The organism is Buttiauxella sp. A111 (assembly GCF_014189855.1).
Lineage (GTDB): Bacteria > Pseudomonadota > Gammaproteobacteria > Enterobacterales > Enterobacteriaceae > Buttiauxella > Buttiauxella selenatireducens.
In genome coordinates this window covers 14,101-26,303 of the sequence record NZ_BJFN01000014.1, presented here as the reverse complement: position 1 = coordinate 26,303, position 12,203 = coordinate 14,101, and the positions used below count along the sequence as shown (strand labels likewise).

The window sequence follows — 12,203 nt, the reverse complement described above, 5'->3', positions numbered from 1 at the left end:
GGTGGCGTATATTACGCTTTCCTCTTTCAGAGTCAACCCTTAATTTCAGGATATTTGACTCTCATCGCCGCCGTTACTCTGTGATGTTGTTCACATGTTCCGTGTCGATGGAGGCGCATTATAGGGATCTCTTTTTATTGCACAAGCCTTTTTTCGATCTTTCCTGCTGACTGTTTAGTTTTCGCCCTTTTCGCTGCGATCGTGTTCGATCTGGCCTGTTTTCGATGCTTTACCTCCTTGCCATCGGTTCAGAAAGCAGCCAGAGTCTATCTACGAAGAGAACTTTCAGAGGTGTTTATGTCCGCAGTATTACGACCTTTCCAAAAAACTTATCCTGAAATTGGCCAACGCGTGATGCTTGATGATTCAAGTGTTGTGATTGGTGACGTACGTCTTGCCGATGATGTGAGCATTTGGCCGTTAGTTGCCATTCGCGGAGACGTTAACTATGTGGTAATTGGCGCACGTAGCAATATCCAGGATGGTAGCGTGTTACATGTCACACATAAATCATCCTATAAGCCCGAGGGGAATCCTCTTGTTGTCGGCGAAGATGTGACGGTTGGGCACAAGGTCATGCTACACGGCTGCACTATTGGTAATCGCGTGCTTGTCGGAATGGGATCAATTTTGTTGGATGGGGTAGTAATAGAAGATGATGTCATGATCGGGGCGGGAAGTTTGGTACCGCAAAACAAGCGTCTTGCAAGTGGCTACCTTTATCTTGGCAGCCCCGTTAAACAAATTCGCCCTCTTACACCTGAAGAATTAGAAGGTTTAACATACTCTGCGAATAACTATGTTCGCTGGAAGGATGAATATCTCGCTCAGGAAAGCCAAATCCAGCCTTGAGCATCTTCCTGGCCTTTTTCAATCAGCGCTTCAGCCTCTTCTTCAAGATCCCAACGATTTAGACGAAAGAGCTCGAGCCATTTCTCTTTATTATCGCCACCATAACGGCTGGCGATAATCTCGGCGGTAATACCGCACATCACTTGAAAGCCATTGACTAAAGCAGGGAAGCAAATAGCATGACGCTGATCGTCCCATTCGTCACGATCGGGAAATTGGATGGCCTGGTTCACTGTGACATTTCCAGCTTTAGCTTCTCTATTACTGGTGTGATTTCAGGTAACACACCGTGCCACAAGAAAAATGCATGTGCAGCCTGGCCCACCAGCATTCCTAAGCCATCAGCATAATGCTGAACGCCGTGTTGTTTGCACCAACTCAAGAAAGGTGTTTCGCCCTTTTGATAAAACATGTCATAGCAATAGACATTATGAGAAAGCACAGATGCAGGGATTGAGGGAATATCGCCAGCTATTCCGCTCGAAGTGGCATTAATAATGAGGTCAAATTCATGGCCATCCAATTCAATCTGCTCTAATGCTTGAACACTTCCCATATGGTTAAACAACTGAGCGAGTTCTTTTGCCCGCGAGTAAGTTCGGTTGGTTATCGTCACAGCGCAGTCTAGCGAAAGCAATGGCAGCAATACTCCCCTGGCAGCGCCACCAGCGCCAAGCAGTAAAATACGGTAGCCGGATTTAATTAAAGATAGACGCTCCAAATCGGTTAGCAGTCCAATCCCATCGGTGTTATCACCCAACAGACGACCATCTTCCAGGCGCTTAAGGGTATTTACCGCTCCCGCTAACGCGGCACGTTCGGTCAACTCATCTGCACGCAAGTATGCTTGTTCTTTGAAAGGAACCGTAATGTTGATTCCTTTACCGCCCGATTGAAAAAACTGCTCAAGCGTTTCTATAAAAGCATCAACTGGCGCAAGAACACGACCATATGGATGCTTAATGTTTAATTGCTCAGCAAACATCTTATGGATTTGCGGTGACTTACTGTGCTGAATTGGGTTACCAAATACGGCAAAGACTTCCATTATTTACCCCTGGCGGAACAGTTCGCCGGTCAAAGCGTCACGAATTTCTGAAGGATTCTGCCGGCCTCCGGTATCCCCTCGCAGTACCGGGAAGTCATCGCCAAATTGCGTGACGACTTCATCCGCAGTACGACACGGTGGTAAACCAGATAGATTGGCACTGGTAGAAACCAGGGGCTTGCCATAAGCAAGGCATAGCTCGCGTACCAAAGGATGATCCGTCACTCTCACTGCTAAGGAATCAAATCGCCCGGTTAACCAGCGCGGTGTTGAAGGCAGCGCAGGAAAGACAAAGGTCACCGGTCCTGGCCAGCAAGAAAACACCTCTTCTCGCTGCTTTTGCGACAGAACGGCACTATCTATATAAGGAATAAGTTGCTCATAAGACGCAGCTATCAGAATCAGGCCTTTATCTACAGGCCGATGTTTTAAATCAAGCAAGCGCGTGACTGCCAGCTCACTGTCAGGATCACAACCCACGCCAAAAACAGCTTCGGTTGGATAAGCGATGACTTGTTGTTGTTTCAGGGCGGCAACGATCTCTTGGAGTTGCTCTGTTTGCAGGTTTGTCTTCACAAGCTTTATTCCGCCGTTACCGGCTTTCCACATTGTTTGCTGGCACAGAATTGTTTCAATCCTTGCGCCGTTTTCTTTTCGATAAGTAAAGGATAGTGACACGCAGGGCATTCGCCTGCCACTGGTTTGCTATTAATGACGAACTGACATGTCGGAAAGCTATCGCATGACCAAAAGGTTTTGCCAAACCGAGAACGTCGTTGGACTAATTGCCCTTGTTGGCATTGCGGACAACTGATAGCAGTTTCATCAGGTTTGTCGATAACTTCAGTGTGCGCACATGTTGGATAGTTACTGCAGGCGATAAACATCCCAAAGCGGCCCTGCCGCAAGACGAGGTTTTCCTGACATACAGGGCAGAGTTGGCCTTCAAGCACTTTGACCACATGGCCATCTGCCAGGCTTTTTAACGGGCGCACATAATCACATTCCGGATAATGGGAACAGCCAAGAAAAGGGCCGTGTTTACCGGAACGAATGACTAACCCTGCCCCGCATTGGGGACAGGGTTCATTTTTAGGCACAGTGAACAGTGCTGATTTGGTCATAACATCTCATGCTGCGACTTTTATTTAGTGCAGCATACCTTCATTTACTTCGAAGAGTAATTCTTCCATTTGCTGATAAGCGTTTTCACAACCAGGAATATTGAATAGCACCATAAGCACGACCCACTTTAAATCTTCCAGCTCGAACTCGGCAGTGTCTAAAGCTAATACTCTTTCAATGACCATTTCACGGGTTTCGAGGTTTAGCACCTGAATCTGTTCCAGGAACAGTAAAAACCCCCGACAAGATGCATCAAGTCGCTGACATTCTTCTGCGGTATACATACGCATAGAAAGCGGGTCAGCAGCCAATTGCATGGGTTCAGCAAGACCATCTTGATAGTCAGCCAACTTTTCAAGCCACACAAGCGCGTTATAAATGTCTTCGTGATCAAAACCAGCATCGGAGAGATCACGCGTCAATTTATCTTGATCAACTCGCATTTCCACTTCGTTATGGATGTAGGTTTCAAATAAGTACATTAGTACGTCGAACATGGCATGCCCTCCTTAATCGGACATAGCCGCCGGGTACAGCTGCGATCCACCCTGCTAACTCCAATTCGAGCAGTTGAGCTACTGTCACTGGCACAGGTTGGCTGGCACGTTCAGCGACGACGTCAACAGGTGTAACCTCATCTCCTACGTTAGCCAACAGCTCAGGAAATGGCAATGTACGAACCCCTTCATTCTGTGAATATATTAGTGCTTTGTGAGGTGAAGGAAGCCAATGCAGTTCACTTTCCAGGTGCTCGAGGATGTCAGAGGGATGGCTCACCAGTGTAGCGCCCTGCTTTATCAACCAGTGTGGCCCCTCACTCCCCGGGCTACCGACTGCACCCGGTAATGCAAATAATTCCCTACCTTGTTCAATTGCATAACGAGCAGTGACCAGTGATCCACTCCGCTCGCTGGCTTCCACAACAAATACAGCTCGGCTCAACCCACTGATAATACGGTTTCTGCGAGGGAAATTACCCGGCCAGGGCGTAGTTTCGAGGGGGAATTCTGAGATGACTGTGCCACCTTCAGCAACAATCTGCTCGGCCAATGATTTATGGCGTTTGGGATAAATACTGGCCAGACCATTTCCCAATACCGCCACTGTCTTTCCGTGACAACTCAACGCCGCACGATGAGCAACTGCATCTATGCCCAGCGCCAAACCACTGGTTATCGTCAATCCCGCGATGGCAAGAGGTTCACAAAACATCCTGCACCACCGTTCCCCATACAATGAAAGATTACGGCTTCCCACCACAGCGAGTTGATTACTGGAAAGAAGCTCAATATTGCCCGCGACAAATAGCGCTGCGGGATAACAATCTATTGCCCGCAACTGTTCAGGGTAATTGTCGTCATTTGCTGTGAGAAGATAGTGGTTGGGTTGTTCAAGCCATAACAACCCTTTTTCTATCCCCCTGTCACTACACTCCCTAAATTGGGCAATCTGGCGGGTTGATAAACCGGCTTGAGTTAGCGAAGCAATCGAGCATCCTGGATCGTTCAATAAGAAATGGGCAATTTTTAATAACTTATCACCGCTCAAATTTTGCACTGCCATCAGGCGTAACCAGATCTCTTTTAATGGCACAGCATCCTCCTGCCATAAGCGATAAATGCAATCCTTGCGATTGGTCACTGATGCTGTCAATCAGGCCTGGAAATGTCTAGAATAGAGGTATTAATCTTTTTATCAATTGAACACAGCTCTGGATATTTATGTCAGTTTTGCAGGTATTACATTTTCCGGACGAGCGCCTTCGCACTGTAGCGACGCCGGTCAAAGAGGTGAATGCGGAGATTCAGCGGATTGTCGATGACATGTTTGAGACAATGTACGCTGAGGAAGGTATTGGCCTTGCAGCAACGCAGGTGGATATCCATCAACGTATTATTGTGATTGATGTTTCTGAAAACCGCGATGAGCGCCTGGTTTTAATCAACCCTGAGCTGCTGGAAAAAAGCGGTGAAACGGGCATCGAAGAAGGTTGTCTTTCTATTCCAGAACAACGTGCGTTAGTTCCTCGTGCAGAGCGCGTCAAAATTCGAGCGCTGGACCGTGAAGGCCAACCGTATGAACTGGAAGCTGACGGTCTACTCGCTATTTGTATTCAGCACGAGATGGATCACTTGGTTGGCAAACTGTTCGTCGATTATCTGTCACCGTTGAAACGTCAGCGTATTCGTCAGAAACTGGAAAAAATGGCTCGTCTGAACAAGAGCGCCTAACCCATCATAAAAGGGAATAATGTGTCTGATTCACTGCGTATTATTTTCGCGGGTACTCCTGACTTTGCAGCGCGTCATCTTGACGCGCTGCTGTCTTCTCAGCACCAGGTCGTTGGCGTATTTACACAGCCAGACAGACCTGCGGGGCGCGGCAAAAAGCTGATGCCGAGCCCGGTGAAGGTGCTGGCGACAGAAAAGAATATCCCCGTTTTTCAGCCAGCCTCGTTGCGCCCTGTAGAGAATCAGGAATTGGTTTCCAGCCTGAATGCCGATGTTATGGTCGTCGTGGCTTACGGTTTGATTCTTCCAAAAGCCGTGCTCGATATGCCACGCATGGGCTGTATAAATGTGCATGGTTCGCTGCTGCCACGCTGGAGAGGTGCGGCACCGATTCAACGTTCATTGTGGGCTGGTGATGCCGAAACAGGCGTCACCATTATGCAAATGGATGTTGGTCTGGATACTGGCGATATGCTGTTAAAACTTGCCTGCCCAATTGAAGCCACTGATACCAGTGCAACACTATACGATAAGCTGGCAAACCTTGGCCCTGAAGGTTTATTGGAAACGTTAAACCAACTGGCAACTGGCTGTGCACATCCAGAAGTTCAAAACGAAGAGTTGGTGACTTACGCCGAGAAACTCAGCAAGGAAGAAGCGCGTATTGACTGGACACTTTCTGCTGAACAGTTGGAACGTTGCATTAGGGCATTTAATCCATGGCCAATGAGTTGGTTGGAAATCGATGAGCAACCGGTAAAAATCTGGCAAGCTTCAGTGATTAATCAGCACACTAAAGCTGCCCCTGGAACCATTATCGAAACCAATAAACAAGGTATTCAGGTGGCGACTGGTGAAGGGATTTTAAATCTGGAATCACTTCAGCCCGCTGGAAAGAAAGCGATGAAAGCTCAGGATCTCCTGAACTCTCGGAGTGAATGGTTTAAGCCAGGTACACTCCTCGCCTGATAAAAGAAATTCTTTGCGCCCAGGCCAAACACCTGGGCATTTTTGTTTTTAAGCGCCGGAAAACCAGAGCGTGGTTATGAAAAAAACACTAAATCTTCGCAGTATGGCCGCCCAAACGATTGAACAAGTTGTAGAGCAAGGCCAATCGCTCAGCAATGTACTGCCTGCGATGCAACACAAAGTCTCTGATAAAGATAAAGCACTACTTCAAGAGCTCTGCTTTGGCGTATTGCGCACATTACCGCAACTTGAATGGCTGGTCAGTAAGTTGATGTCCCGCCCAATGACCGGAAAGCAACGCACCATCCACTATTTGATTATGGTGGGTTTTTATCAGCTGCTTTATACCCGTATTCCGGCCCATGCTGCTTTGGCGGAGACGGTTGAAGGGGCGGTTGCAATTAAGCGTCAGTCACTAAAAGGTTTGATTAACGGTGTCCTGCGCCAGTTCCAGCGTCAGCAGGAAGAATTGATGGCTGAAGCTGCGAAACACGAAAGCCGTTTCTTGCACCCAGCCTGGTTGCTGCAACGTCTGAAAAAAGCTTATCCAAATCAATGGCAATCCATTGTCGAGGCCAATAATCAGCGCCCACCAATGTGGCTGCGTGTTAATCGTCAGCACAAGACGCGTGAAGAGTGGTTAGCATTACTGGCTGAAAGCGGGCTGGAAGGCCATGTTCATCCGCAGTATCGCGACGCGGTCCGCCTGGAGACTCCAGCCCCCGTCCATGCCTTACCGGGATTTGAGCAAGGTTGGGTTACTGTTCAAGATGCCTCAGCGCAAGGTTGTGTTGATCTGCTTGATCCACAAAATGGCGACACGATCCTCGACTTATGTGCGGCACCTGGCGGAAAGACAACCCATATTTTGGAAGCAGCACCTAAAGCTCGTGTATTAGCTGTAGACATTGACGAACAACGTCTGAAGCGAGTGCATGAAAACTTGCAGCGCTTGGGTATGACAGCTGAAGTTAAATCAGGAGATGGGCGTTTTCCTGAACAATGGTGTGGTCAGCAACAATTTGACCGAATTCTTCTTGATGCACCTTGCTCAGCTACCGGTGTTATTCGCCGCCATCCCGATATCAAGTGGCTGCGCCGTGACAGGGACATTGCTGAATTAACCGCATTGCAAAAAGAGATCCTCGAAGCTATTTGGCCAAGACTCAAATCAGGCGGCACACTGGTTTATGCGACTTGTTCTATTCTGCCGGAAGAAAACTCGCAACAGGTAGCTGCATTCCTGGCGCATCATCCTGAAGCGAAACTGGTTGAAACGGGGACGCCTGAAAAACCAGGGCTCCAGAATCTCCCCTCACAAGAAGAGGGTGATGGCTTCTTTTACGCTAAGCTAATTAAAAGCTGATTCAGGCATGCTGAATCTTAGGTTTCATCACCAATGAAGCTATAAACAATGAAAATAATAATTCTGGGTGCGGGCCAGGTTGGCGGTACCCTGGCAGAAAATCTGGTGGGTGAAAACAACGATATTACGGTTGTGGATACTAACCAGGATCGCCTACGCAGTTTGCAAGATAAGTTCGACTTACGCGTCGTACAAGGGCACGGCTCGCATCCTCGCGTTTTACGGGAAGCGGGCGCGGATGATGCTGATATGTTGGTCGCAGTGACGAGCTCAGACGAAACGAACATGATTGCCTGTCAGGTTGCATATTCGCTTTTTAATACTCCAAACCGTATTGCGCGTATCCGCGCCCCAGACTATGTACGGGATGCAGAACGTTTATTTAACGCTGAAGCAGTGCCAATTGACCATCTTATCGCACCTGAACAATTGGTTATCGATAATATTTATCGTCTTATTGAGTACCCGGGTGCACTGCAGGTTGTCAATTTTGCCGAAGGGAAAGTCAGCCTGGCCGTAGTGAAAGCCTATTACGGCGGCCCGCTTGTAGGCAATGCACTTTCAACTATGCGTGAACATATGCCGCATATTGAAACCCGTGTTGCTGCAATTTTCCGACACGACAGGCCTATTCGTCCGCAAGGTTCAACCATTGTTGAAGCTGGAGATGAAGTATTCTTCATTGCCGCTTCGCAGCATATCCGAGCGGTAATGAGCGAATTGCAGCGCCTCGAGAAACCCTATAAACGCATCATGCTGGTCGGTGGTGGGAATATTGGGGCCGGTCTCGCGCAGCGACTTGAAAAAGATTACAGCGTAAAACTCATTGAACGTGATGCGCAACGCGCCGCAGAGCTGGCCGAAATGTTGCAAAACACCATCGTTTTCTACGGTGACGCTTCCGATCAAGAGCTGCTAGCCGAAGAGCATATTGAACAAGTCGATTTGTTTATTGCCGTCACCAATGACGATGAAGCAAATATTATGTCCGCGATGCTGGCAAAGCGCATGGGGGCCAAGAAAGTGATGGTGCTCATCCAGCGTAAAGCCTACGTGGATCTGGTTCAAGGCAGCGTGATTGATATAGCAATATCACCGCAACAAGCCACTATTTCGGCTTTACTCGGCCACGTGCGTAAAGCCGATATCGTCGGTGTTTCCTCCTTGCGTCGAGGTGTAGCTGAAGCGATTGAAGCCGTTGCTCATGGTGATGAAAGCACTTCGCGTGTTGTCGGTCGTTCAATCGATGAAATAAAACTTCCTCCAGGGACCATTATTGGCGCGGTTGTTCGCGGCAATGACGTCATGATAGCTAATGACAATTTACGCATTGAACAGGGCGACCATGTAATTATGTTCCTGACAGATAAGAAATTTGTCAGCGATGTAGAACGCTTGTTCCAGCCAAGTCCTTTCTTCCTGTAATTTATTTGGGCGGAGAATTTCTCCGCTCCATTATTATCACCATCAAAAACCATCATATTATTAAGGGATTGGCGCTAAATTCTTATTGCCTGATGTAATGGCAATCGAGTCATCATTTGTTAGACTTATTAGCGTCAGCCAGTACAAGGAGAGAAAAATGAACATGTTAAAAGAATTCCGCGAATTTGCGATGCGCGGAAACGTTGTGGATTTGGCAGTGGGTGTAATTATCGGGGCAGCATTCGGGAAAATTGTTTCGTCGCTTGTAGCGGATATTATTATGCCGCCACTGGGATTGCTGATTGGTGGGGTTGATTTTAAACAATTCGCTTTAACCCTACGACCTGCAGCAGGTGATATTCCAGCAGTAGTTATGCATTACGGTGTCTTTATTCAGAACATCTTCGATTTTGTGATTGTTGCCTTCGCAATTTTCCTGGCAATCAAAGCAATTAACCAACTGAACCGTAAGAAAATAGAAGAACCTGCAGCACCACCGGCACCAACTAAAGAAGAAGTATTACTCAGCGAAATCCGCGACCTGCTAAAACAGCAGAATGAGCGAATCTGATAGCGCTCATTAAAAGAGGAAGGCCAGTGGTAAAAAAGCTATTTGCTTGTTTGCCACTGGCCTCCCAGTTATCCTTTTTGCCATATTTTGCAGTACGCTGATAACTTCCCTTTCCTTTCTTGTTCTTCTCAACTCGTTGACGAAACAGCGGATCATGTAACAAAGCCTCTATGGCATTATCCTTTATGGTCCCTTTCTTATGCTGATACTTACTCATATAAACTCCAAATGATTAAAATAACGGCGCAAGTGTATGCCTGCAGTTGGCGGATCGCAATTATTCTTTACGCTGACTCGCCCCTTGCTCAAGCGCCTCAAGAATTGAACAATATGCGCTGCTGTGGGCACTTCCACAACATGCATCATTCAGCCTCTGCAACGATCGTCGCATATGCTGAAGTTCTTTTATTTTGGACTCCACTTCTACAAGTCTCGATTGCACGATACTCTTTGATTCCTGACACGTGTGATGTTCTGGATCAATTCGGATCGATAGCAATTCACGAATCGTTTCTAGTGTAAAACCTAACTGTTTTGCGTATCTAATGAACTTTAGACGCTGCAAATCACTTTCAGTATAAAGCCGAAAACCACCCTCCGTTCTGACCTCATGATCCATCATTTTCTGCTTTTCATAATAACGTATGGTATCGGGCGTAACATCTGCCAGTCTGGCCAACTCTCCAATACGAAACATGATCATTTAATCCTCATCAATTTTATGAAGTAATTTGTCGGCATACTCTCCGTGCAGAAAATCAGTGCTCATACCAGCCTGCTGCAGTTTTAGCTCAAGTAATGACAGTTTCTTGCTTATAGCCTCGTACTCAGAATCTTCGCGGTCAATAGTCCTGAGAAGGTCATTGAGTTCAATGGCATCTTTCCGCTGTTGGAGAGCTGGAGGCAAACAACCTGCATTTTTCAAAATGCGCCAGGCGACTCGCAGTTCAGGCGGTATAAATGAATCATCATCAAGTTTTAGAGGAGCACCAGAACCCGCCAGCGAGTCAAACTCACCATTGCGTTGTGCATCGAGAATATGACGTTCTGACAATTGATCAAGTAACCACATAATGTATGTCAGCGTTTACCAAAGATGAAACTAAGATACGATGAATTGGTGCAGGAAGGGAAATTACAGATATAAAAAAACCGGGCAAGCCCGGTTTTTTCACGTTACTACAGATTACTCTGCAGCAGCTTCTGTTTGAGACTCGGCGCGATCAACCAGCTCGATGTAAGCCATCGGAGCATTATCACCTGCACGGAAGCCACACTTAAGAATACGAGTGTAACCACCAGTACGGGCTGCAAAACGCGGACCCAGTTCATTAAACAGTTTTGCCACGATCTCGTTATCACGAGTGCGGGCGAATGCCAGACGACGATTAGCAACGCTATCAGTCTTGGCAAGAGTAATCAGCGGCTCAACTACGCGACGCAGCTCTTTCGCTTTAGGCAGAGTCGTCTTGATGATCTCATGACGAACCAGTGAACCTGCCATATTGCGGAACATAGCCTGGCGATGGCTGCTGTTGCGGTTCAGTTGACGACCACTCTTACGATGGCGCATGACCTTATCCTTCTCAGTAAAACCTTAACCTGTGATCCGGTTACTCGTCAGCGATGCTTGCCGGTGGCCAGTTTTCCAGGCGCATGCCCAGAGACAAACCACGGGAAGCCAGCACGTCTTTAATCTCGGTAAGAGATTTTTTACCCAAGTTAGGCGTTTTGAGCAGCTCAACTTCGGTACGCTGTACCAGATCACCGATATAGTGGATAGCTTCTGCCTTAAGGCAGTTAGCAGAGCGGACAGTCAATTCCAGATCGTCAACAGGGCGCAGCAAGATCGGATCGAATTCTGGTTTCTCTTCTTTAACTTCCGGCTGACGTACATCACGTAAGTCAACGAAAGCTTCAAGTTGTTCAGCCAGAATGGTCGCCGCACGACGAATCGCCTCTTCAGGATCGATTGTACCGTTGGTTTCCATTTCGATGACCAGCTTATCCAGGTCGGTACGCTGTTCTACACGCGCAGCTTCAACATTGTAGGCAATTCGCTCTACAGGGCTGTAGCAGGCGTCGACCAGCAGACGACCGATTGGGCGCTCATCTTCTTCCGAATGAATTCGGGCAGAGGCCGGCACATAACCGCGACCGCGCTGAACTTTGATACGCATACTAATAGATGCGTTCTCATCGGTCAGGTGGCAGATCACATGCTGCGGCTTGACGATTTCGACATCACCATCATGGGTGATGTCGGCTGCAGTCACAGGGCCAATGCCAGACTTATTCAGAGTAAGAATTACATCATCTTTACCTTGAACTCTTACCGCCAGCCCTTTCAGGTTGAGCAGGATTTCCAGGATATCTTCCTGAACGCCTTCTTTGGTGCTGTACTCATGTAGTACACCATCAATCTCAACCTCAGTCACCGCGCAACCCGGCATCGATGAGAGCAGAATACGGCGCAGTGCATTACCAAGAGTATGGCCAAAGCCACGCTCTAAAGGCTCAAGGGTCACCTTGGCGTGCGTCGAACTCACTTGCTCGATATCTACCAGGCGCGGTTTTAGAAACTCTGTCACAGAACCCTGCATTGTGTCCTCTCTT

General features: G+C 47.7%; 17 protein-coding genes. 6 read left to right on the top strand and 11 right to left on the bottom strand.

The window, feature by feature from the left end:
• The first annotated feature begins 297 nt into the window (after positions 1-297).
• Entirely contained in the window at positions 298-852 is a 555-nt protein-coding gene (locus BSPA111_RS22205; RefSeq protein ID WP_183273281.1) for a gamma carbonic anhydrase family protein, read from the top strand.
• Here the strand turns inward: BSPA111_RS22205 and BSPA111_RS22200 are convergent.
• The 6 genes from BSPA111_RS22200 to dprA are packed head-to-tail and all read right to left on the bottom strand — an operon-like array spanning position 828 to position 4,618.
• Positions 828-1,085, bottom strand: coding sequence for a DUF1488 domain-containing protein (locus BSPA111_RS22200; protein ID WP_183273280.1), 258 nt, complete (start codon positions 1,083-1,085; stop codon positions 828-830). The two genes, BSPA111_RS22205 and BSPA111_RS22200, sit on opposite strands and share 25 nt — an antisense overlap.
• Entirely contained in the window at positions 1,082-1,900 is an 819-nt protein-coding gene (aroE, locus tag BSPA111_RS22195; protein WP_183273279.1) for a shikimate dehydrogenase, read from the bottom strand. Before aroE ends, BSPA111_RS22200 begins: the two co-directional genes overlap by 4 nt.
• A gap of 3 nt (positions 1,901-1,903) precedes the next feature.
• The gene (gene tsaC, locus BSPA111_RS22190) at positions 1,904-2,476 is read right to left on the bottom strand and encodes an L-threonylcarbamoyladenylate synthase type 1 TsaC (RefSeq protein ID WP_183273278.1); all 573 of its coding nucleotides are present in this window, start codon (positions 2,474-2,476) and stop codon (positions 1,904-1,906) included.
• Positions 2,477-2,481: 5 nt separating this feature from the next.
• Positions 2,482-3,024, bottom strand: a complete 543-nt coding sequence (locus BSPA111_RS22185; RefSeq protein ID WP_183273277.1) for a type I DNA topoisomerase — start codon at positions 3,022-3,024, stop codon at positions 2,482-2,484.
• Positions 3,025-3,048: 24 nt separating this feature from the next.
• Positions 3,049-3,522: a DUF494 family protein Smg gene (smg, locus tag BSPA111_RS22180; RefSeq protein WP_183273276.1), complete on the bottom strand. Its 474-nt coding sequence runs from the start codon at positions 3,520-3,522 to the stop codon at positions 3,049-3,051.
• On the bottom strand, positions 3,494-4,618 hold the full coding sequence (gene dprA / locus BSPA111_RS22175) for a DNA-protecting protein DprA (protein ID WP_183273275.1): 1,125 nt from the start codon (positions 4,616-4,618) through the stop codon (positions 3,494-3,496). The genes smg and dprA overlap by 29 nt, the downstream gene beginning before the upstream one ends.
• Positions 4,619-4,746: 128 nt before the next feature.
• Between dprA and def the strand changes: the two genes are divergently transcribed.
• The 5 genes from def (at position 4,747) to mscL (ending at position 9,587) form a co-directional block, all read left to right on the top strand.
• Positions 4,747-5,256 carry a peptide deformylase gene (gene def, locus BSPA111_RS22170; protein ID WP_139883347.1) on the top strand — a complete coding sequence of 170 codons (510 nt, stop codon included), beginning with the start codon at positions 4,747-4,749 and terminating at the stop codon, positions 5,254-5,256.
• A 21-nt stretch (positions 5,257-5,277) separates the two neighbouring features.
• On the top strand, positions 5,278-6,225 hold the full coding sequence (fmt, locus tag BSPA111_RS22165) for a methionyl-tRNA formyltransferase (RefSeq protein WP_183273274.1): 948 nt from the start codon (positions 5,278-5,280) through the stop codon (positions 6,223-6,225).
• Between the two features lie 76 nt (positions 6,226-6,301).
• Positions 6,302-7,591, top strand: a complete 1,290-nt coding sequence (gene rsmB / locus BSPA111_RS22160; protein WP_183273273.1) for a 16S rRNA (cytosine(967)-C(5))-methyltransferase RsmB — start codon at positions 6,302-6,304, stop codon at positions 7,589-7,591.
• A 48-nt stretch (positions 7,592-7,639) separates the two neighbouring features.
• A complete protein-coding gene (gene trkA / locus BSPA111_RS22155) occupies positions 7,640-9,016 on the top strand; it encodes a Trk system potassium transporter TrkA (RefSeq protein WP_183273272.1) in 1,377 nt (458 codons plus the stop codon).
• Positions 9,017-9,173: 157 nt separating this feature from the next.
• Positions 9,174-9,587, top strand: a complete 414-nt coding sequence (gene mscL, locus BSPA111_RS22150) for a large-conductance mechanosensitive channel protein MscL (protein WP_183273271.1) — start codon at positions 9,174-9,176, stop codon at positions 9,585-9,587.
• On the opposite strand, the gene BSPA111_RS22145 is transcribed toward mscL, so the two are convergent.
• From BSPA111_RS22145 to BSPA111_RS22125, 5 genes are all read right to left on the bottom strand, one after another.
• On the bottom strand, positions 9,541-9,804 hold the full coding sequence (locus BSPA111_RS22145; protein WP_183273270.1) for an alternative ribosome-rescue factor A: 264 nt from the start codon (positions 9,802-9,804) through the stop codon (positions 9,541-9,543). The genes mscL and BSPA111_RS22145 overlap by 47 nt on opposite strands.
• A gap of 60 nt (positions 9,805-9,864) precedes the next feature.
• Positions 9,865-10,284 (bottom strand): Zn(2+)-responsive transcriptional regulator, encoded by a 420-nt coding sequence (gene zntR / locus BSPA111_RS22140; RefSeq protein ID WP_183273282.1) that lies wholly within the window; start codon positions 10,282-10,284, stop codon positions 9,865-9,867.
• A gap of 6 nt (positions 10,285-10,290) precedes the next feature.
• Positions 10,291-10,659, bottom strand: coding sequence for a DUF1992 domain-containing protein (locus BSPA111_RS22135; RefSeq protein WP_183273269.1), 369 nt, complete (start codon positions 10,657-10,659; stop codon positions 10,291-10,293).
• 114 nt (positions 10,660-10,773) lie between these two features.
• Positions 10,774-11,160 carry a 50S ribosomal protein L17 gene (gene rplQ / locus BSPA111_RS22130; RefSeq protein WP_034461760.1) on the bottom strand — a complete coding sequence of 129 codons (387 nt, stop codon included), beginning with the start codon at positions 11,158-11,160 and terminating at the stop codon, positions 10,774-10,776.
• Positions 11,161-11,200: 40 nt separating this feature from the next.
• Complete coding sequence (locus tag BSPA111_RS22125) at positions 11,201-12,190, bottom strand: DNA-directed RNA polymerase subunit alpha (protein WP_034461761.1); 990 nt, start codon at positions 12,188-12,190, stop codon at positions 11,201-11,203.
• Between the last annotated feature and the right edge of the window lie 13 nt (positions 12,191-12,203).

Excerpts from the sequence above, each read along its gene's own strand:
- BSPA111_RS22205 (WP_183273281.1), top strand. The coding sequence starts at position 298 with ATGTCCGCAGTATTACGACCTTTCCAAAAAACTTATCCTGAAATTGGC.
- aroE (WP_183273279.1), bottom strand. The coding sequence starts at position 1,900 with ATGGAAGTCTTTGCCGTATTTGGTAACCCAATTCAGCACAGTAAGTCA.
- BSPA111_RS22185 (WP_183273277.1), bottom strand. The coding sequence starts at position 3,024 with ATGACCAAATCAGCACTGTTCACTGTGCCTAAAAATGAACCCTGTCCC.
- smg (WP_183273276.1), bottom strand. The coding sequence starts at position 3,522 with ATGTTCGACGTACTAATGTACTTATTTGAAACCTACATCCATAACGAA.
- def (WP_139883347.1), top strand. The coding sequence starts at position 4,747 with ATGTCAGTTTTGCAGGTATTACATTTTCCGGACGAGCGCCTTCGCACT.
- rsmB (WP_183273273.1), top strand. The coding sequence starts at position 6,302 with ATGAAAAAAACACTAAATCTTCGCAGTATGGCCGCCCAAACGATTGAA.
- trkA (WP_183273272.1), top strand. The coding sequence starts at position 7,640 with ATGAAAATAATAATTCTGGGTGCGGGCCAGGTTGGCGGTACCCTGGCA.
- mscL (WP_183273271.1), top strand. The coding sequence starts at position 9,174 with ATGAACATGTTAAAAGAATTCCGCGAATTTGCGATGCGCGGAAACGTT.
- BSPA111_RS22145 (WP_183273270.1), bottom strand. The coding sequence starts at position 9,804 with ATGAGTAAGTATCAGCATAAGAAAGGGACCATAAAGGATAATGCCATA.
- zntR (WP_183273282.1), bottom strand. The coding sequence starts at position 10,284 with ATGTTTCGTATTGGAGAGTTGGCCAGACTGGCAGATGTTACGCCCGAT.
- BSPA111_RS22135 (WP_183273269.1), bottom strand. The coding sequence starts at position 10,659 with ATGTGGTTACTTGATCAATTGTCAGAACGTCATATTCTCGATGCACAA.
- rplQ (WP_034461760.1), bottom strand. The coding sequence starts at position 11,160 with ATGCGCCATCGTAAGAGTGGTCGTCAACTGAACCGCAACAGCAGCCAT.
- BSPA111_RS22125 (WP_034461761.1), bottom strand. The coding sequence starts at position 12,190 with ATGCAGGGTTCTGTGACAGAGTTTCTAAAACCGCGCCTGGTAGATATC.